The sequence below is a fragment of the Thermanaerothrix daxensis genome, from assembly GCF_001306145.1.
GTDB classification, from domain to species: Bacteria; Chloroflexota; Anaerolineae; order Anaerolineales; family Anaerolineaceae; genus Thermanaerothrix; species Thermanaerothrix daxensis.
In genome coordinates this window covers 1-20,019 of sequence record NZ_LGKO01000006.1, presented here as the reverse complement: position 1 = coordinate 20,019, position 20,019 = coordinate 1, and the positions used below count along the sequence as shown (strand labels likewise).

The 20,019-nt window shown below is 65.7% G+C and carries 16 protein-coding genes; 10 read left to right on the top strand and 6 right to left on the bottom strand.

Going from position 1 to position 20,019, the window contains the following annotated elements; genetic code table 11:
• Positions 1–198 precede the first annotated feature (198 nt).
• Entirely contained in the window at positions 199–1,200 is a 1,002-nt protein-coding gene (locus tag SE15_RS12750; RefSeq protein ID WP_054522523.1) for a class I SAM-dependent methyltransferase, read from the top strand.
• Position 1,201: 1 nt separating this feature from the next.
• Here the strand turns inward: SE15_RS12750 and SE15_RS12745 are convergent, their stop codons facing one another.
• Positions 1,202–2,467, bottom strand: coding sequence for a hypothetical protein (locus SE15_RS12745; protein WP_152965628.1), 1,266 nt, complete (start codon positions 2,465–2,467; stop codon positions 1,202–1,204).
• Complete coding sequence (locus SE15_RS12740) at positions 2,373–2,846, bottom strand: hypothetical protein (protein WP_054522521.1); 474 nt, start codon at positions 2,844–2,846, stop codon at positions 2,373–2,375. Before SE15_RS12740 ends, SE15_RS12745 begins: the two co-directional genes overlap by 95 nt.
• Positions 2,847–3,070: 224 nt before the next feature.
• On the opposite strand from SE15_RS12740, the gene SE15_RS12735 reads away from it, so the two are divergent.
• The 6 genes from SE15_RS12735 to SE15_RS12710 all read left to right on the top strand — a co-directional run bounded on the left by SE15_RS12735 (position 3,071) and on the right by SE15_RS12710 (position 9,009).
• Entirely contained in the window at positions 3,071–4,954 is a 1,884-nt protein-coding gene (locus SE15_RS12735; RefSeq protein WP_054522520.1) for an ABC-F family ATP-binding cassette domain-containing protein, read from the top strand.
• A gap of 102 nt (positions 4,955–5,056) precedes the next feature.
• Positions 5,057–5,623 carry a hypothetical protein gene (locus tag SE15_RS14520; protein WP_054522519.1) on the top strand — a complete coding sequence of 189 codons (567 nt, stop codon included), beginning with the start codon at positions 5,057–5,059 and terminating at the stop codon, positions 5,621–5,623.
• The gene (locus tag SE15_RS12725; protein WP_160316709.1) at positions 5,566–6,366 is read left to right on the top strand and encodes an aminotransferase class I/II-fold pyridoxal phosphate-dependent enzyme; all 801 of its coding nucleotides are present in this window, start codon (positions 5,566–5,568) and stop codon (positions 6,364–6,366) included. The genes SE15_RS14520 and SE15_RS12725 overlap by 58 nt, the downstream gene beginning before the upstream one ends.
• 215 nt (positions 6,367–6,581) lie before the next feature.
• Positions 6,582–7,304 carry a prolipoprotein diacylglyceryl transferase family protein gene (locus tag SE15_RS12720; RefSeq protein ID WP_054522517.1) on the top strand — a complete coding sequence of 241 codons (723 nt, stop codon included), beginning with the start codon at positions 6,582–6,584 and terminating at the stop codon, positions 7,302–7,304.
• On the top strand, positions 7,301–8,170 hold the full coding sequence (locus SE15_RS12715) for a nitrilase-related carbon-nitrogen hydrolase (protein WP_054522516.1): 870 nt from the start codon (positions 7,301–7,303) through the stop codon (positions 8,168–8,170). Before SE15_RS12720 ends, SE15_RS12715 begins: the two co-directional genes overlap by 4 nt.
• Positions 8,171–8,181: 11 nt before the next feature.
• Entirely contained in the window at positions 8,182–9,009 is an 828-nt protein-coding gene (locus SE15_RS12710; protein ID WP_054522515.1) for an NAD+ synthase, read from the top strand.
• On the opposite strand, the gene SE15_RS12705 is transcribed toward SE15_RS12710, so the two are convergent.
• Both SE15_RS12705 and SE15_RS12700 read right to left on the bottom strand, forming a co-directional pair.
• On the bottom strand, positions 9,006–12,338 hold the full coding sequence (locus tag SE15_RS12705) for a C25 family cysteine peptidase (protein WP_054522514.1): 3,333 nt from the start codon (positions 12,336–12,338) through the stop codon (positions 9,006–9,008). The genes SE15_RS12710 and SE15_RS12705 overlap by 4 nt on opposite strands.
• Before the next feature lie 280 nt (positions 12,339–12,618).
• Positions 12,619–13,614, bottom strand: a complete 996-nt coding sequence (locus SE15_RS12700; protein ID WP_054522513.1) for a LacI family DNA-binding transcriptional regulator — start codon at positions 13,612–13,614, stop codon at positions 12,619–12,621.
• 244 nt (positions 13,615–13,858) lie between these two features.
• Between SE15_RS12700 and SE15_RS12695 the strand changes: the two genes are divergently transcribed.
• From SE15_RS12695 to SE15_RS12685, 3 genes are read left to right on the top strand one after another with little or no spacing between them, the layout of a single operon-like run.
• On the top strand, positions 13,859–14,599 hold the full coding sequence (locus SE15_RS12695) for an HPr family phosphocarrier protein (RefSeq protein ID WP_054522512.1): 741 nt from the start codon (positions 13,859–13,861) through the stop codon (positions 14,597–14,599).
• On the top strand, positions 14,596–15,552 hold the full coding sequence (gene pfkB / locus SE15_RS12690) for a 1-phosphofructokinase (RefSeq protein WP_201778109.1): 957 nt from the start codon (positions 14,596–14,598) through the stop codon (positions 15,550–15,552). The genes SE15_RS12695 and pfkB overlap by 4 nt, the downstream gene beginning before the upstream one ends.
• A 32-nt stretch (positions 15,553–15,584) precedes the next feature.
• Positions 15,585–17,015: a PTS fructose transporter subunit IIC gene (locus SE15_RS12685; protein WP_054522511.1), complete on the top strand. Its 1,431-nt coding sequence runs from the start codon at positions 15,585–15,587 to the stop codon at positions 17,013–17,015.
• 105 nt (positions 17,016–17,120) lie between these two features.
• On the opposite strand, the gene SE15_RS12680 is transcribed toward SE15_RS12685, so the two are convergent.
• Positions 17,121–17,756, bottom strand: a complete 636-nt coding sequence (locus SE15_RS12680; protein WP_152965626.1) for a CAP domain-containing protein — start codon at positions 17,754–17,756, stop codon at positions 17,121–17,123.
• Between the two features lie 154 nt (positions 17,757–17,910).
• The coding region (locus SE15_RS12675; protein ID WP_236690050.1) for a WD40 repeat domain-containing protein at positions 17,911–20,019 on the bottom strand (2,109 nt) is incomplete at its 5' end.

Below are 20,019 nucleotides of genomic sequence, written 5' to 3'. Positions count from 1 at the left end.
GGTCCCCGGTTATTATAAACTGGAAGCGGTCATTCGGCGGTTCCTCGCCCGGCGCGGGTCTACCGGTGAAGAGGGAGAGAACCACCATGGAGCAGTGCTCTGGACCTGCCCCTTTGCGCCGCAGGGGCAGGAGATGAGGGGAGGTCGGCGGGAAGAGAAGCCCCCTGCCGGGAGAGAGTTCCTGCTATAATCCTGGCGATGTTACCCGTTTTTCCCTGGTCCGCTTTTGAACGCGCGGTGGCGCGGCGGGCGCCCGGCCTGCAGGCCGGGCATTTGGGCGCGTGCCGTCTCTTTGCCGGGTTTTACGAGGGCTTTCCCGACCTGGTAGTGGACCTGTACGCGCGCACGCTGGTGCTTTTCAACTACGCGGAGCCACCCGAGGCGCTGGCGGGGCTGATTCCGCAGGTGCAGGCATGGCTGGTGGCGCAGTTTCCATGGGTGCGGGCAGTGGTGCTCAAAGAGCGCTTTGCCGCCGATTTTGAGCGCCGCCGCGGGACCCGGATCTGGGGAGACGCTCCGGATGACCGCATCTGCGAAGACGGGGTCTGGTACGCGCTGGATGTGCGTCTGAATCAGGATGCCAGTTTCTATCTGGATACCCGTCACCTGCGCGCCTGGCTGAAGGCGACAATGCGGAATAAAACAGTGCTCAACACCTTTGCCTACACCGGGAGCCTGGGCGCGGCGGCGCTGGCGGGTGGGGCACGGCGCGTGGTGCAGACCGACCGCAGCGCACGCTTCCTGGCGCTGGCGCGTCAGACCTACCGTCTCAACGGCTGGCAGGTGCCCCCCACCGACCTGGTGGTGGCCGATTTTTACCGCCAGACGGCTGTTTGGCGGCGGCAGGGTCTGCGCTTTGACTGTGTTATTCTCGATCCACCTTTCTTTGCCGAAGATCACAGCGGGCGGGTGGACCTGCAAAATGCCTATCACCGGTTGATTAACAAAGTGCGGCCGCTGGTGGCCCATGGGGGCTATCTGGTGGCGGTCAACAACGCCCTTTTCCTCAGCGGGCAGGCTTACCTGGATCTGCTCCGTTCCTTGGCGGATGAAACGTATCTGCGCCTGGAGAGGCTCATCCCCGTGCCGGAGGATGTCACCGGGTATGCGGAGACATGGGTGAGCGCACCGCCGGCGGACCCAACGCCGTTCAATCACCCCACCAAAATCGCGGTCCTGCGGGTGCAGCGGGGCGGGTGAGTTACCTTGCATCCGTCACGACGTAGAGCGTCCATCCATAGGTGAAGGGGCGGCGATCCAGAAACGGCTCGGCCTGAGCGCAGTAATTGAGGTGGGGCAGGGCAAAGCACAACCCACGCGGCCAATTAACGTTGAAGAGGCGCAGGCTTTGCGTGAAGGTGGCTATGGGATGGGCCGTCGGTGCCTGAGCGGCCAGGAATTGCGCCAGCGAGGCGTTCCAATGCGCCTGGGTGGGCTCATACACCCCCAGGCGCACACTCAGACGAGGCTGATTCTGAATGCTCGGGCTAAGGACGTAATAGGGGGTGGCATACGCCGTATCCGGTTGGAAGGGCTGCAGGTGAAGATCGGCGCGGGCGTACTGCGTGCGCAAGCGCAGGCCGATTTGCTCATAGTACTCGTTGGGATCCTGGAGATTGATCAGCAGAGTGGCTTGGGGAGGAAGGTGCGCGGCGACGTAGCGCAATGCTTCGTCGTTGGCCCGATCTACGGCAACCTGGAGGCGGGCGTTGGTAAGGTGAGTCGGCAGGGTGGAAAGGAAGAGCAGCAGGCTCAAACCCAGCCCCAGCGCCATCAGCGGGCGCTGTTCGCGGGTGCGCAGGGCCCGTCCGGCTTCAACCAGGCCAACGGCCCCCAGAACGGCGGCGCCGACGCCGAACGGCAGCATATAGTACTCAACCATGTACACCCAGGGCAGGAAGATGACCATCCAGCCGGCCATCCACACCAGCGCTTCCAAGGCCAGGCTTGCCCCGGGTAAGGGCTTGCGTCTGAGCCAGAGGTAGAGCAGGAGCGCTGCCAGGGGGAGCAGGTAGAGAAAATCGCGCAACAGCCACCCCGCCCAGCGCGTGAGTGAGGCCAGGATGGCCGACGCGGTCAGGGCATAGGCGTTGGTGTAGGTGCCGGCAGTCAGCGCCGTGGGAATAACCAGGCGGCGCAGGGCGTAGAAGAGCCCCCCGGCGAGCCAACCGGTCACCGCAAGCCCCAGGGCCGGCGCGGGCGACCCGGTTTCAGGATGACGGCGCGCGTGCCAGAAGCCCAACAGCACCCAGCCCAGTCCGATGGGGCCGATTACCAATGTGGTTTCCTTGACCCCGGCGGCCAGGAGAAAGAGGAGCATGGCACCCGCCCAGCGCCAGAGCCGCTGGCGAAGCAAGGGGTCCGCTCTCGCTTCAAGCAGGTTCAGCCCGCCCAGGATCAGCACCACCTGTAAAAGTTCGCTCTTGGAGAGGGTGTACACATTCTCGATGACGGGCCCGGAAAGCACGAAGAGGCCCGCCGCCAGCCACCCCAGAACGGGTTGGCCGGAGCGCCGACCCGCCCACCGTGCTAGAAGTACCCCCGCCAGGTTCAGGAGAACCAGGTTTACCCACGAACCACCCCAGGGGATGCGCATCTGCCAGTCGGTACAGCAGCGCGTAATATGTCCAGTAGACGGGACGAAAGCGCCCGGCATCCAGATCGAAATCTACCCGCCACTGGCCCTGGGTGATCTGGTGAGCGACGGTCAGGGTACGCCCGTCATCCAGCAAGCCGAAGGAGGGGGAGAGCAGGCGCGGCAGGAGGATGAGCAGGCTGAGCCCAAGCAGCACGAGCATGGGCCAGTCGGTTCGTGGGAAGCGGAGGAACTTCAGGTTGGGAGTCATGGAAGATCCTCTCCGGGAAGTGAATTGCGGGCGCTTACATTATACAGGCACACGCGTGGGCCGCCGATTGTCCGTGCCCCTTCTCTTTATGGATGTTCGAAAGGGTGCCGTGCCGGGTGCGAGCGCGCTGGTGATTGCCAACCCCGGGAGCGTGGCGAGCGGGTATTGCCTGCGTGTGGAGGCGGGGTGGGCATGTTATACTTTGGGGAGAAGGATAGGTGTTTATGTCACTCCTCATCGCGAAGGATCTGGCCAAGGCGTTTGGAGCGCAAGATGTGTTCAGCGGGGTCACGCTGAGTATCCCGCGCGATGGGCGCATTGGACTGGTGGGAGCCAACGGGGTAGGCAAGACGACCCTGCTGCGCATCCTGGCCGGGCTGGAGGAGCCCAATCAGGGGGAGGTGGAGCGTGCTCGAGGGCTGCGCCTGGGGTACCTGCCGCAGGAAGTGCCCCTGCCCGACCCCCATTTGAGCGTTTGGGCGTTCTGCCGTCAGGCCTTTGCGTCTCTGCTGGCAATGGAGGAGGAATTGGGGCGCCTGGCCGCCCAGATGGACGACCCGATCCAGGGGGAGGCGGCACTGGCGGCCTACAGTCGCTTGCAGGAGACCTTTGAGCAGCAGGGGGGTTACACCTACGAACAGCGCCTGCGCCAGACCCTGAGCGGGTTGGGATTTTCCGAGCGTGAGTGGCAGCGTCCGCTGGGGCAACTTTCGGGCGGGCAGCGCACGCGGGCGTATCTGGCACGCCTGCTGCTCGAATCCCCCGATTTGTTGCTGCTGGATGAGCCCACCAATCACTTGGACATTCAGGCGCTGGAATGGTTGGAGAAGACCCTGCGCGAGTGGTCGGGCGCGGTGGTGGTCTCTCACGACCGCTACTTCCTGGATCATGTGGTGACAGCGATTTGGGAACTGACGCCGGAGGGATTGGAGATTTACCGCGGTAATTACTCGGCGTACTGGCAGCAGCGTCAGGAGCGCTACCAGCGCCGGCTGGAGGAGTATCAGGCGCAGTTAGAGCGCATTGAGAAGGAAGAGGCGTACATCCGGCGCAACCTGGCCGGGCAGAACGCGCGCCAGGCCATTGGGCGACGTAAGCGCCTGGAACGCTTGTTGGAGCAGGTGCGCCGTCCCCCGCCCCCACAGCCGCGGCGCATCCACCTCAACTTTGGCGAGGTGACACGTTCGGGTGATTTGGTGCTGCGCACCCAGGGCCTGGCGGTGGGCTACCGTGAGGAAGGGCGCCCACTGTTCCACGTCCCGGATTTGCTGCTCAAACGCGGCGAGTGTGCCGCCATTTTGGGCCCCAATGGCGCGGGCAAAACCACCTTCTTGAAGACCCTGCTGGGTGAGGTCCCGCCCTACGCCGGGGAGGTGATCCTCGGCGCCAGCCTGAAGATTGGCTACTTTGCCCAGGCTCATGAGGGCCTGGAGGTGGAAAAAACCCCGCTGGAGATCATCCTGGAGGCGCGCCCGACCTGGTTGCCGGCACAGGCACGGAATTACCTGGCACGCTTTCTCTTCAGTGAGGACGAGGTCTTCAAGCCGGTGGCGGCCTTTTCTGGCGGCGAACGGGGACGGCTGGCGCTGGCCTGCTTGGCGCTGCAGGGTGCCAATTTTCTGCTGTTGGATGAACCCACCAACCACCTGGATGTCTTTGCTCAGGAGGTGCTCCAGGCGGTGCTGGCCGAGTACAGCGGCACGATCCTGCTTGTTTCGCATGACCGCTACCTGATTGACGCGCTGGCAACCCAGATTTGGGAGGTCGTGCCAGAAGAAGCGACTCTACGCGTGTTTGAAGGCACTTACAGCGCCTACCGCGAAGCCCAGGAGGCGGCCCGTGCTCCGGCCAGGGCAACGCCCCCTTCGGCTCGCCCGCGCCGTCCCGCGCGGGAGCCCAAACCCCCCCACCGCACGCAGCAAGCCCTGGCGGCGCTGGAGGCCCAGATTGCGGCCCTGGAGGCCGAACTGGCGCGGGTGACGCAAGGGTTGGAGCATCCCCCCAAGGATCCGGCAAAAGTGGCCGAACTGGGGCGCGAGTACGAGCGTTTACAGCGCCTGCTCGAGGAGCACTGGCAACGCTGGGCCGAGTTGGCCGAGGCCGGGTAGGTACGAGCAGCGTTATTGGGGCGATTTTCCGGGCGCCGGCGCCTTTGGAATTGACTACAATGGAGGGGGAACAGATTTCACTCTGGGAGTGGGAGAACGACCATGACCGTTTTGGCTCCACCTGATGAGCCCGTGTTTGCCCTGCCGGAAGCCAACCGGGTACCGGTAAGCGATCATCTGGCCCGAATGGCGCCGTTTGAACCGAATCGCATGTTCTACATCCGCCAGTCCCTGGAGGTTTTCAAGCGCCGCTACCCCGGCGCGCCCACCTTTGATGCTTCGCAGGGGGATGGCGGGGCCAGTCTGCCGGGCACTCCCCGCCATCTGCTGGAACGGGCAGCGCAGATGCAGATTGCCCACGGCACGGCCTACGACCTGCCGAATGGGACGCTGGAGTTTCGGCGCGCGGTGATCGAAAAATACTGGCGGCTGGATCCCGACCTGGGGTACACGACCGAAAATGTGATGGCAACCGCCGGCGGGCGGGATGCGCTGCTCAAAGCGTACATGGCGGCGCTCTACCTGGGCTACGGGCGGCAAGGGGATGTGGTGATCACCTCCCGGGTGCCCTGGGTGTGTTATACCTGGGGCCATACGGCCTGGGGGCGAATGTGGTGTGGGCGCCGGGGCGAGCCGAGCAGGGCTGGGCCTATACTCCGGAAAGCATAGAGGCCAGCGTGGCATATGCCGCCCGACACGGGCGTAAAGTGGCCGCGCTCATCCTCACCTCACCGGATAATCCCACCGGCTTGACCTACTCGCCGGAACAGCAGGCCCACCTGGCGCGCACAGCCCTGGCGGCGGGGGTGGCTTACGTCATCTTCGACTGGATGTACCACTACATTACCGACGAATCCCCCATGGACCTCAATGCCTTTCTGCGCCTCTTTACCCCGGAGGAGCGGCAGCGGTTGATCTTCATGGATGGGATCACCAAATCGCTGGGGGGCTCCAACATCCGCAATGCGCACCTGATTGCCAGCCAGGAGGTCATTCGCTTTCTGACCGTGTGGGCGACGCACAGCACCGTGCCCACTTACTACGCCATGGCGGTGGCAGTGGCGGCCTATGAGATGGGCTTTGCGGAAGCGAGCCGCCCGCTGGTGGAGCCGGTGAATGCCTCGCGCCGCCTGCTCAAGGAGTTTCTGGATGAGCAGGGGCTGCATTACATCCTGGGCAAGGGGTACTACGCCTTCATCCACGTGCGGCCCTGGCTGGAGCGTCGGGGCTGGGCCAGCGCTGAAGCGCTGGGGGGCTTTCTGGCCGAAACGTTTGGGCTGGCGGTGGTGCCGGGGGATTACTTCTCGCCCTATGGGCGGGAGTGGATCCGTTTTTCGTATGCCCTGCCCCCAGAGACTACCCTGGGTGCCTTGCAGCGCCTGATGGAGGGGCTGAGTGCGCTGGAACGGTGAGCAGGCCGGGGGAAGGCTACCGGCGGTGCACCATGTGCTTGAGAATGATGGGTTCTAGCAGGTCAAGGTTGGCCAGTTTGATGAAGTAGTCGCAGTGTTCCCACAGCCGTTCAAAATCGGCGCGGCGGGCCAGCCTTATACACAAAATTGGGAAATGGGGGGTTAGAACGCCCGCGGTGGGGGCTCTGCCTTTATAATTCACATCAGGTGGCGCGATGAATCCCTTTTCCCTGTGGCTGGCGTTAGGGGTGACCCTGGGGTTGTGGCAAGTGGCGCATACCGGCCCACCGCGCGAACGCTTTGTGCACCTGGGCCTGGGAGTGGTGGTGCTGCTGGCGGCGCTGGCCGGGGCCCGGCTGGGCTATGTGCTGCTCCACCTGGGGCCGTTTCGCGCTCAGCCCGGCCTGGTCCCCCAGGTCTGGCAGGGAGGGTTGACGTGGGTGGGGGCGCTGCCGGGGGCACTGTTGGGCCTGGGAGGGCTGGCCTGGGGGTTGCGTCGGCCTTTCCTGGGGCTGGCCGAGCGCCTGCTGCCGTTGTTGCCGGCGGTGGGAGCGGCGGCCTGGCTGGGATGCTGGGGAGCGGGGTGTGCTTACGGTGCCCCGGCCTCGCCAGCGACCTGGTGGGCACTGCCTGTGGTGGATGAACTGGGGCAGTCGAACTGGCGCTGGCCGTTACAGCCTCTGGCGGCGCTCACCCTCCTGGGGGGCTTTGGACTGCTGGAAGCCTTCCTGCGCGAGGCGCCCCCGGCGCGGCGCGTGGGCTGGGGCGGCCTGTGGTTTGCCGCGCACACGGCGCTTTTCTCGCTGGGGCGCGCGGATGTACCGCCGGCCTGGCACGGGCAGCGCCTGGACCTGCCCTTGTGCCTGATTCTGGGAGCGTCGTGCACCGGCTTGCTGGTGAGTACGTATCTTTCTCGCGGGAGGAAAGCAGTACGATGAAACTGACCCTGGCCTTGGCTCAGATCAACACCCGCCTGGGCGTGCCCCAAGCAAACCTGGAAAAGCACCTGGCTCTGATCCGCGATGCCCATCAGCAGGGCGCGGACCTGATCCTCTTCCCGGAACTCTCGCTGACCGGCTACGTCCTGCAAGACCTGGTGCCCCGGGTTGCGCACCGTCCGGTGGCGGATGACCCGCTCTTTGCCCCCTTGTTGGAGGCCAGCCACCACCTCGACATCATGGTTGGTTTTGTGGAAGAGGATCGGCGCAGCCGTTTTTACATTGCGGCGGCGTACCTCTCGCAAGGTGAGGTGCGGCACGTCCATCGTAAAGTCTATCTGCCGACCTACGGGCTATTTGATGAAGGGCGCTACTTTGCCTGGGGAGATGCGATCCAGGCGTTTGACACGCGCTTTGGACGGGTGGGGATGCTCATCTGCGAGGATTTCTGGCATGCTTCCCCGCCCTACTTGCTCTGGCTGGATGGGGCCGATCTTTTCCTGTTCGCCTCGGCCTCCCCGGGGCGCGGCCTCAGCCAGGACGAGCGCCTGGAATCGGCACGCTGGGTGGATCACATCAACCGGGCTTACGCCAGCCTGTTCACCGCCTTTGTGGCGCACACCAACCGCGTGGGGTATGAGGACGGGCTGAACTTCTGGGGCGGCTCGGCGGTGTACGATCCAAACGGCAAGGTGCTGGCGCAGGCCCCCTATCACGAAGAGGCGCTGTTGCTGACCGAAATTGACCTCAATCAACTGCACCGCACGCGCTACCGCCTGCCCCTGCTGCGGGATGAGCGCACGGCGCTGGTACAGCGCGAGTTGAACCGCATTCTGGGGCAGCGCCAGAGCAACAGCGGGCGCTAGGGGAGGACGCGATGACGACGATTGATTTGACCATCAACACCGACCTGGTGCGCAAGATCCTGACCGGCTTCATCCGCACGGAAATCACCCGCATGGGCTTCGAGCGGGCGGTGGTGGGGCTTTCGGGGGGCATTGATTCGGCGCTTTCGTGCTACCTGACGGCCGAGGCGCTGGGGCCGCAGAACGTCTTGGCCGTGCGCATGCCCTACCGCACCTCCTCGCCCGATTCGCTGGAAGACGCGCAGAAGGTGATTGACGCGCTGGGGGTGCCCTCGATCACCATCCCGATTACCGAGATGGTGGAACCGCTGTTTGAGCGCTTCCCCGACATGAGTGCGGTCAGGCGCGGTAACATCATGGCACGCGCGCGCATGATCGTGCTTTACGACCAATCCGCGGCGTTTGGCGGACTAGTGGTGGGGACGGGCAACAAGACCGAAATCCTGCTCGGCTACACCACACTCTACGGCGACTCGGCATGTGCCATCAACCCGCTGGGCGATCTGTACAAGACGCAGGTGCGCCAGCTGGCGCGGGCCATGGGGGTGCCCGAATCCATCCTCACCAAACCCCCTTCGGCGGATCTCTGGAAGGGACAGACCGACGAGGGCGAACTGGGCTTTACCTACGCCGAGGTGGATCGCCTGCTCTACCTGCTGGTGGATGAGCGCTTCAGCCCGGAAGAATGCATTGAGGCGGGGTTTACTCCGGAATTTGTCCACGTGGTGACGGAGCGCATCCGCCGCAACCAGTTCAAGCGGGTGCCCCCCATCATTGCCAAACTCTCCAACCGCACCGTGGGCTACGATTTCCTCTACTTGCGCGATTGGGGCACCTAACGCCCCACCAGGGGCAAAAAGAGCAACCGGTCGGTGATGTTGAGCGCGGCTGTGAGGCAGGCGACCGCCTGGGGGTCGTGGCCGGAGGTGGCGCACGCCTTGAAGGTGGCGCTGCCTTTCGGGGCGTTGGGGGGCACGTTCAGCGTGAGCAGGCAATTTTGACTGGCCCCCGCAGCGAGATCCAGCGAGGCGCAGTCGTTGGGGACGGCGAGGGTCAGGGGTGCCGCTACCTGAAAGGTCAGATCCAGGCGGTCGCGCAGGTTGCCGAGGTTGGTCACTTCCAACCAAAGGGTGGCGGGGCTGCCGCGGGGGAGGTACGGGGGCGGTGCTGGCAGGCGCACCTGGGGGTGGGCAAGAGGTAAGACGATGAGGGTGAGATCCAGGGTGTGGATTTGTGCGGGCGTTTCCTCGGCATGGGCTTCGAGATGCAGGGAAGCCACCTGGTCGGCGGGGGCGTTGGCAGGGACGCTGACAAAGAGCGCCAGCGTGCGCGCTTCCCCGGGCTCCAGCGATTGGGTGCTCAGCGGAGAGTGAGCCCAAGCCGGGGTGAGAGTGGGGGTCAGGTCAAGCCTGAGCGGTAGTGTGCCCGTGTTGCGCAGGGTCAGGGGAATGGGCAGGTTCACGCCGGGGAGGGTGGTCAGGGCGGTGGTGGGGGTTTCGAGGGTGAAGGCGGCGTAGCGGCGGCGACTGTGCAAGGTGGCCTGAGCGGTGATGCCGGCATCTTCACGGGCGGTGGCGGTAAGGGTGGCAGTGTCTTCCACGACGCTCCCCTCCTCGGGCAGGGAGACTTCAACCCGGATTGCGGTGCTTTCCCCCGCGGCCAGGGTGAGCGGGGTGGCCGTGCGCAGGGTGGTCGGCCAGGCGCCGGGGGTCAGGCTCAGGTCGAAGGTGGCCACGGCACTGCCGGTGTTGGTCAGGGTCAGGGTGTGGGTGAGGGTCCCGGCAGGGCTGCCAGTGTTCGTGCTGAGGGCGGGTAGCAGTGCCAGGGCGTAGCGGGGGCTGGCCTGGCAGGCGCTGACCCGGATGTCATCCAGCCAGGCGCCGGGGCTGGCATTTCGATCATCACTGCCCAGCCGCCAGCGTAGGCGCAGGTCTTGCCCGGCGTAGTCGGTGAGGTCGGCGCGCACCTGCGTCCACACGCGTTGCCCACACCAGGCGGTTTGCCCACCCAGGGGATTGGCGGAGGAGGTGGCGACAATGCCCGTCGGACCGCCTTCCAGGTAGGCCGTGGGAGGAAGGGATTGCCAGGTGGCGCCATTGTCGGTGGAGATTTCCAGCACCAACCCATCGAAGCAGGTCGCGCCGTTCCCTTCCAGATCGGTGTACAGCCAGAAACTCAGGGTTAGCGGGAGGGTATCGAGGCTGGCCGGGGGCAGGGCAATGACGGGGGCGTTCAGGCCGGCGGTGGCGGGGTTGGCGGGAGCGGCAGCGGAGAAGGCGTAGGGGGTGGAATGAGCCGGTTGGGTGCTGATGGACCAGCCTTGCAGGGCCCACTGCGGTTCACTGTTGGCCACGCTGGTGGCAAAGTGATCCACCGGGGTCGCGTCGGGCGGGCAGGTGCCCGGGAGCGGGCGAGTGGTGAAGTAGATTACCGGGGAGAGGCTCTCGCCACACGGGTTGTGGGTGCGCACGCGCGCGAAGAGCAACGTATGAGCCGGGAGGGGGGTGCTGGGGGTGTAGGTGGTTGTGCTCAAATCTGTGACGCTCAGCACAGGCGCGGAGAAGGCGCTGTCGTGAGCGACCTCCAGGGTGTAAGTCTGGGCGGTGGGGCTGGCCGGCCAGGTGAAGGTCGGTTGGAGCGGTACGCCGCTTGCGCCGGGGGCGGGTTGGATGATCTGGGTTGGGTCGGGTGGCGCCGCCGCAACTTGTAGGGAGAGCGGCAGGCTGTGCGAGAGGCCCTCGGCGCGGCCCTGGAGGGTGAGAAGATACGGCCCGGCGGGGGTGGCTGGGGAAGTGCTCAGGGTGAGGAGGCTCTCCCCGGGCGGGGTGCGCCAGGGGGGAACGAAGGCGTACTGTGCTCCGGCGGGCAGGTCGGCCAGTTCCAGGCTGACCGGGGCGCTGAAGCCGTTGAGTGCTCCCAGCGCGACCTGGGCGGTGGTCAGGCTGCCCCGGCAGAGGCCCAAGGCGTTGGGCTGTACGCTCAGGCTGAAATCCCCGGCCAGCGAAAAGAGGCGCAGGCGCAGGGACGGGTCGCCGAGGAGGGTGTAGGCCTCCCAGTAGCGGCGGGCGCTGTCGGGGTAATCGGCGGCCAGGGAAGCCAGGGCGGTGTGCAGGGCCTGGCCGAGGGTGGGGGTGGGGCTGGCGAAAAGGGCGGCATGAAAGGCGCGCGCCGTGTAATGATCCAGCGCCGTTTGGGTTTCCTGGGTGGCACCGATGAAGGTCAGCGCGCCGTGCTCCGGCTGGCGCACCCAGGTCTCGCCGAACGCCTCGCCCAGGGTGAAATCGGCACTGCGCCCGGCCAGCGAGAGCACCAGGGGGACGGGGTTGGCGGCGAGGGCCCGCACGTCGTTTTGGTCGAAAGCGGGGGCTTTCCAGGCGCTGAGCATGCTACCGCCGGGCAGGGCCGTGAAGGCCATCTCGCCCAGGTAAACGACCAGACTGCGCCCATTGTTCAGCGCGGTTCTGACCGCCTCGCGATCGGCGGCATAGGTGTAGGCGTAGAGGCGATCGCCGCCGAGTTGCCCGGCGGAGGGAAAATCGCCCTGGTAGCCGCGCGGGGCGGTGTAGGTGCCGATCACATCGTTGAGGATGGCTTCTGCCGCTGTGCGGGCATCCGGCGCATCGGTGGCGAGGAAGGCGGCCCGGCGCAGCCAGGCTTCATTCCCGGCCAGCCCGGCGTAGGCCTGCCAGGCGGCGATGATGCGGCTCAGTTCGTCGGCGGAGCGCACCGGCAGCCGTCCCAGGTGAAAGTTGGGGGTGATATCCTGGCTGCCGTCCATGGTGGCGTAGTAGAGATCGGTTTGCCGGTTGGGGTTGATCTGCGAGGGCCAGGGAGGCAGACGCTCGGCACTGCCCACCAGGAGGACATACGCCGGGGGTGTGGGGCTTTGGTAGGCGTTGCGCAAGCAGGCTTTGATCTCGGCAGGTGTGCTCCCGCAGGCTTCCAGGGTGAGCAGGGAGGTGGTGAAGCCCTGGGCCTGTTTGAGCGCCAGCAGGGGCTGTAGAGCGGGGGTGTATTCGACGGGAGCGAGGATCAGGTAGTGAGGCGGAGGGGGTTCGAAGGCCCCGCGCTGACCGGAGGCGGCACGGGGGGCAAAGAGAGTAGCGCTAAGGCAAAGCAAAAGCAGCAAAAGGGCAATGCCCCTCAGCCGCGGGGTGTGAACGGACACGGCGCACCTCACAGCGGAAGAATGGGGGGATGGGTTTCGCGGGGTGAGATGCCGCCCGGAGCGATTCTACCGGGTGGGGGGTGAGAACCGAAACCTAACCCGTTATTACCAGTTTATGCCTTGTGTGGAAAATAGCAAGCCCGGCGCGGGGGCGATTTATGGGGGGTTCCCGGCGCAGGCGGGGCGCGCCGGGGTTACACCCCTAGGAGCCCGGCCCGGTGCGCAGGTATTCTCAGTAAGGGACGTCTGGGCGAGGAGCCTCGCACAGGTTGGCGCCTTTTTATCCCTCGGTGCGGCGCAGGGTGGAGCGGCGCAGGATAAGCTGGCCTTTGAGGATCACCTGGCGGTAGGGGAGAGCGGGGTTTTCCAGGCGTTCCAGCAGCATCCGCATGGCCATGCGGCCAATCTCGTAAGTGGGCTGAGCGATCACGGTCAGCGGCGGCTCCACCAGGGGCGTCCAGGTGGTCTCGTCAAAACCGGCCAGGCCGATTGCCTCGGGGAGGGGCAGGCCGGCTTCGCGAATGGCTTTGAGGGCGCCGGCCAGCAGCAGGCTGTTGGTGGCCAGAATGGCATCCGGGCGGGGCTGAGATTGGAGCAGGGCGCGGGTGGCCTCGTAACCGGTCTGGATGTAGGGAGGGAGAAAGCGCATTTGCAGGGGGGCAAGCCCGTGTTCGCGCAGGGCCTTTTCAAAACCGCGCTGGCGCTCGCGGCCGGTGACGCTCATCTCGCCAAACAGGCCGGCCAGGCGCGTGTAGCCCTGTTCCAGGAGGTGCTGGGTCAGGCGGTACGCCGCCTCGACATTATCAATCAGCACCATGTCCACGTCGCCCTCTCTGACCGCGCGGTCAATGACAACAGTGGGGAGGGTGAGGTTGAGGGCGGTGAAATGCTCCGAGGCCTGGCGGGTGGGCGAGAAGATCAGGCCGGCGACATTGTGATCGCGCATGGACTGGAGGTAGAGAGTCTCCTTTTGGGGGTTTTCGTCGGTGTTGCCCAGAAAGAGGGTGAAGCCATGCTCATAAGCCAGGTCCTCAACTGCGCGGCTGACGTCGGTGAAGTAGGGATTGCGGATATCGGAGACCAGCAAACCGATGGTGTTGGTTTGCTGGGCGCGCAAGCCGCGTGCCACCAGGTTGGGGCGGTAGCCCAGGCGCTCCACGGCCTCCAGCACGCGCTGGCGCACCTCGGGGCTGACATAGGGCTTGTTGGCAAGCACGCGCGAGACGGTGGCGGTGGAAACACCTGCGGCCCGGGCAACATCTTTGATGCTGGTCATGGGCGGTCCGTCCTCCAAGGGAGATGAAGGCTGTGATCATTATAGCATGGATTTACAGAGGCAGGCGGGGAATTGTGAAATCGTTTACTAATTTGTGACCCGAATTTTGCCCCTTCTACGGGGTTTTGGAGCCGTTTTAAGGCAATTTTTGGGTGGGGTATTGACAAATTTGCGGAATTATCTATAATAATGTCTGTAAACGATTACAGAAGTTGCTCTGTTCGTCCCCCCTCAGGAGGTTAACATGTTGCAAATCACCCCCGCCCAGGTGGCGCTCGGGGCCCAGCCGGCAGATAAAGAAGCCGCTATCCGCGCGGTGGCCCAGTTGCTGGTTGCTTCCGGCCACATTCAGCCCGCTTATGCCGAGAGCATGCTCAAGCGCGAAGAAGTGGCCGATACTTATCTCGGCCAGGGCGTGGCCATCCCGCACGGCCTGCCCGAAGATCGGGATCTGATCCTCAAGACGGGGATTGCCGTCTTGCAGGTGCCCGCGGGTGTGGCCTGGCACCCGGATGCCACGGCGCATTTGATCATCGGGATTGCGGCGCGCTCGGACGAGCACTTGGGAGTCCTGCGGCGGCTGACCCGCCTGCTCCAGGATGGGACACAGGTGCAGCGCCTGATTCACAGCCAGGACGTGAGGGAGATTATCCTGGCACTGACGGGTGAGCCGCCTGCCGAACCGGCCGCTCCGCCTGCGCCGGACCTGAAAGAGGGGGTGGAGGTTGTTCTGCGCAACAAGCACGGGCTGCATGCCCGCCCGGCCACCGTTTTTGTGCGCCTGGCCAAGCAGTTTCAAGCCACCATTCGGGTGCGCCTGGGTGAACGGGTGGCGGATGGCAAAAGCCTGCTCTCGCTCTTGCAGTTGGGAGCCGATTGCGGCACCACCCTGCACCTCTCGGCAGAGGGGCCGGATGCTGCGGCGGCTTTGAACACCCTGCGAGAGGCCATCCAGGCCGGCCTGGAGGATGAGGTGCAGGGATGATGGATGTCGTGACCGTTACACTCAACCCGGCCATTGATCAGACCCTTTACGTGGATCACTTTCAGATCAATGCGGTCAACCGCATGCGCAGCATGCACCTCGATCCGGGCGGTAAGGGGGTCAATGTGGCTTCTTACCTGGCGGATTACGGCCTGCGCGTGGCCGTGACGGGGTTTTTGGGCAGTGATAATGCTGCCATTTTTGAGCAGTGGTTTGCCCGCAAGGGCATTCTCAACCGCTTTATTTACATCCCCGGGCGCACGCGCACCAATATCAAGATCGTGGATGAGCCGGCCCAGCAGACGACGGAGATCAACATGCCTGGCCTGCAGCCCACCCCGCAGGCGTTTCAGCAGTTGCGCGGCACCCTGGAAGATCTGGCGCTGGATTGCGACTGGTTCGTGCTCTCGGGCAATTTACCGCCCGGCCTGCCCCCCACCACATATGCGGAATTGATCCGCCAGTTGAAGGCGTGCGGCAAGCGGGTGATCCTGGATACCAGCCAGGAGGCGCTGCGCGAGGGGGTGTTGGCCGGGCCGCACATTCTCAAGCCCAACTTGGAGGAATTGCAGCAGTTGAACGGGGCGTCTTTGCCCACCCTGGAGGCGATTGAAAGCAAAGCGCGCGAACTGCTCGACCATGGCGTGGAGATGGTCATCGTCTCCATGGGCAAGCACGGCGCGCTCTTTGTGGATGCGGCGCATACCTACCTGGTCGAACCCCCGGCCATCCCGATCACCAGCACGGTGGGGGCAGGGGATGCCATGGTGGCCGGGGTGCTGGCGGCCTGCCTGCAGGGCCTGCCGCTGGAAGCGTGCGCTCGCCTGGCGACCGCCTTCGCTCTGGGGGCGCTTTCGACCGTGGGCGCTAACCTGCCGGAGCGCGCCGTCCTGGATTCTTTTGTGAACCGCGTGTCCGTGAGGGCCCTCGATTCGGACGCAGGTCTTACCTAATCCCATCAGATTTTTTAGAAAGGAGCAGGAGGATGGCAAGGATTGTAGCAGTCACGTCATGTCCAACCGGGATTGCGCACACCTTTATGGCTGCCGAAGCCATTGAGCAGGGGGCGCGCGAACTCGGTCACACGGTCAAGGTGGAGACTCAGGGCTCGGTCGGGGCAGAAAACCCGCTCAGCCCGGAGGACATTCGCCTGGCCGACGTAGTCATCATTGCGGCGGATACCAAGGTGGATCTGGCGCGCTTCGTTGGGAAACGCGTTTACCAGACCTCAACCAATGCCGCAATCAATGATGGCAAAACCCTGGTCCAGCGCGCCCTGCGCGAGGCTGTGGTGGTGGCAGCGCCGGATAAGACCGAAGCCTATGTGGCCGAGGTGGAAGCGGCCAAGGCCAAGCGCGCCGCCGAGCGCACCGGGGTGTACAAACATCTGATGACCGGGGTTTCGTACATGATCCCCTTTGTGGTAGCGGGAGGTTTGCTCATTGCAATTGCCTTTGCCGCCCGTGGTATTTACGCGTTCGATTCGGCCAAGGACTTGCAGGGCAATCCTATCACCCCCACCCCATGGACAACCTTTTGGGCCAATCTCTTTGCCGTCGGAGCCCAGGGGGGTTTTGGCCTGATGGTGCCGATCCTGGCAGGCTTCATCGCCTTTTCCATTGCCGACCGCCCGGGGCTGGCGCCGGGCATGATCGGGGGCGTGGTGGCCGGGTTGACCGGCTCGGGCTTTCTGGGCGGCATTGTAGCGGGTTTCATCGCGGGTTACTTCACCCTGTGGTTGAACCAGGCGCTCAAACTGCCGCGCAATCTACAGGGGCTTAAGCCGGTGCTCATCCTACCGTTGCTGGGTTCGTTGGTGGTCGGTATCTTGATGTTTTACGTCGTTGGCACGCCGGTCAAAGCAGCACTGGATGCGCTGACGGCCTGGCTCAACAGCCTGCAGAGCGGTAGTAAGGCTGTGCTGGGGCTGATTTTGGGAGCAATGATGGCTTTCGACATGGGCGGGCCGGTGAACAAAGCCGCCTATACCTTCTCAGTAGGTTTGATCTCTGCCCAGGTCTACCAGCCGATGGCGGCGGTGATGGCGGCCGGGATGACGCCTCCGTTGGGGTTGGCGCTGGCTACCTGGTTGTTCAAGAATCGCTTCACCTCCGATGAGCGCGAGGCGGGCAAAGCCGCGGCAGTACTGGGCATCTCGTTCATCACCGAGGGGGCCATTCCCTTTGCAGCGCGCGATCCTTTACGGGTCATCCCCTCGATCATGGTCGGTTCGGCGGTTGCAGCGGCGCTCTCGATGATCTTCGGGTGTGGGTTACGCGTACCGCATGGCGGCATCTTCGTACTGCCCATTCCCAATGCCGTGGAGAACCTGGGGCTTTATGTGGTGGCCATCCTGGTCGGGACGCTGGTCACCACGGCCATGCTGTACCTGGTGAAGAAACCGTTGAGCGAGTAAGACGCACGGGTTCTTTGGGTGGAGTGACCTCTCCAAGCGTGCCGGCAGTGCCACCGCGGGTGGCTGCCGGCATGCTGGCTTGGAGGGGGGCGCGCCGGGGCCTGCTCACGGCCCACGCCGGGCGGTGATGACAACCCAGTAGGAGCGGTAAGCCCATCCCTCGCCGGGCAGGTTGGCATAGCCGATGCCGTAATCGGTTTGCTCGGCGTAGAAGTTGTTTAGCCCCAGGAGATGAACCCTGTGTTCCTCGGAGGCCATCCAATTCTGCCAGATGGTGACCGAAACGCTTTGCCAATCGGAGAGCGTGGACGAGGCATAACAGGCAATGGACTCGATGTTGTTGGCACCCGCTTCCTGCCCGTACCAGGTCGGCAGGGGGTAGCCGGCCTGCCGAACCAGGTAGTTGGGGCCGTAGCCATCGGGGTTGATGTGACTGCAGTAATTGCGCAGGCCCATATCCTGGGCGCGTTCACGGGCAACGCGCTGCAAGATGGGATCGCAGTTGAAGGCCTGTCGCCCCTGGTTGGGGTCACTGCGCATTTTATCCAGAACGGCCTGCTCTTGCGGGGTGAGCGGCTGGCAGGCAGTGCTCTCACTGCGCATGACCAGGGGCAGGTAAAGGGTGTGGGTTGACGTCTGGCCGTGGGCCGGCGCCGGTCGGCCCAGCCATCCCAGCCCCAGCCCGATCAGCAGATACCCGGTGAGCAGGAGGTGCTTTTTCCCGCGCAGAAGGCGATGCACTGGGCTGTGAATCCACATACCTGGGCCGGATTATAAACGAAAACCGCCGCGGAGGGCTGAAAGGGGGGCTTAACAATTTTGATGGGTGGGCTTGAAAATGGGGTGCGGAGAGCCTCGCCGGGGCGGGAGCCTCTCCCGGCGGCGCCCCTGCTTTTCATTCTTCCCAGGTCAACGGCCAGGTGATGAGCGCGCCCGTGGCGGTCAGGGCCAGCAGGCGCTCGCCGTTGGGGGTCCAGCCGACCCACAGCACGTCGGCGCCCACTTCCAGGCGAGCCAGGCGCTCGCCGCTGCCCAGTGCGATCACGTCCACGGCGCGGCCCGGGTTGGGGCGATCGGCGCTGGGGCGGGCCAGCGCGGCGCGAGCGGGCAGGTACGCCTCGCCGCCCAGGGCGGCTGCCCGGCCTACCACGGCCAGGCCGCTGACCACATCCCACAGGGTCAGGCGGAGGTCACCCTGCGCCGGGTAGGTCAGCAGGTGCCGGGCATCCAGCCAGCCCACCAGGGCGTGTTCTTCCAGAAGCCGGGGCGGCGTGGCGGCGGCAAGGTCCAGCACCCGGACGCGCATGGCGCTGGCCTCAAAGACGGGCAGGTACTCCAGGGCGACCCGGCGCCCATCCGGGCTGAAGGCGATCAGGATGGGGTCGGTGTAGCCCGTGCGCACGGAGTGGCTTTCGCCCACCGCCTGCCAGGTCTCCCCGGCGCTCCGGCGCCAGACGCGCAGGATCCCCAGGGCCTCTTGCCCCTCCAGGCCGCTGGCGGCGGCCAGGGCGCGCCCATCGGGGCTCCACACCACGCGAGTGATGACCTGATCGGCGGGGAAGCCCGTCAGGACGGCTTCTTCGCGGCCTTCGGGCAGGCGCACCACGCGCAGGCGTGCTCCATCCCCGTAGGCCAGGCGCTGACCATCCGGGGAGAAGGCAGCCCCCAGAGGCCCGCGCGCGGCCCCGGGCAGGCTCAGGAGCGCCCGCCCCTCTTCGAGGGCGTAGAGCAGGCTGGTGCCGCTGGGCGGGTGGGCCAGCAGGGCCTGAGTGCCCGGGGGGTTGAGCACGGGGTGGCTGAGGGGCGCCTCAAAGCGCAGGACGGGGGCTTCTTCCCCGGCAGAAAGGGTCCAGATGGCGGCTCCGCCGTAGATCAGGTCGGCCGCCGCCCGCCGCCCATCTGCCGCGATCACCAGCGGGGCCTGCGGCCACGTCACCGGCCAGCGGTAGAGCACCTCCTCGGCGGCATTGCGCCGGGCATACGGCCAGCGCGTGAAGCGCCCATCGGCGTAAAACAGCCAGAGGACGCCGTCATCGGCGGGGTCGAAGGCCAGCGCCAGCGGCTCATGGGGCCCCACCGGCAGGCTGGCCAGCAGACGGCGGGTGCTCACCTCCCACACGCGGGTGGCGGGGGGTTCCGGGGAAGGGGCACCGGCGCCGAGCCCCAGCGATCCCAGCGCCGCCAGGCGGGTGCCGCGGGCGTTGTAAACCAGGCGCTGGGCGGGCAGGGGGAAGGGAGGGGCCGAAAAGCCGGCCACCGCGCCCTCGAAATGCCCCAAAACGGCCCCACTGCGCCCATCCAGCAGGGTCACGCCGTGGGCATCGCCCACGGCCAGCGCCCGCCCGCCGGGCGACCAGGCGAGGGCGTAGGGGGGCAGGCAGGTGGAATCGGTCTGCAGGGTCAGGCGGGGCTCCCCCGTGGTCAGGTCGAGGAAGCGCGGGCAGGGTGGCGCAAGGGCGGCCAGGAGCACGGCCCGCCCATCGGGCGCCCACAGCGGGTGAGGGAGGGTGGTGGCGGGCAGGCGTGAGTTGGGGAGGGTGGAAAGCCGGCCGCCGGGCACTTCCAGCAGGTGGAGCGGGTCGCCGCGCGCCGGGCCGATGCACTGCACCGCCAGCGTATCGCCGCGGGGCGACCAGGCCAGCCCGCAGGCGTAGGCCGCGGGCGCGGTAACGGCGTAGTGGCGCACCTCACCGCTCGCCAGGGTGAGCACGGCCACCTGACCATCGGCCAGCACGGCGGCCGCCTGCTCCCCCGTGGGGGAAACGGCCAGCCCCAGCAAAGGGGCGGGCAGGGCGCGGTAGCCGCGCTCGCGCAGTTCCAGCCCGCGGTCGGTGGGGTGGATCTCCAGCCAGGCCAGGCCGTGCGCCCAGCCCAGCACCAGGCCGCGCCCGCCGGGGAGGAAGGCGGCGGCCAGCAAGCCGCCCCGACCTGCGGGGGCGGCCGGGCCCGGCAGCAGGCCGGGGGAGGGCGGGAAGGCGGGGGCGGTGACCGTGGCGGTGGGGGC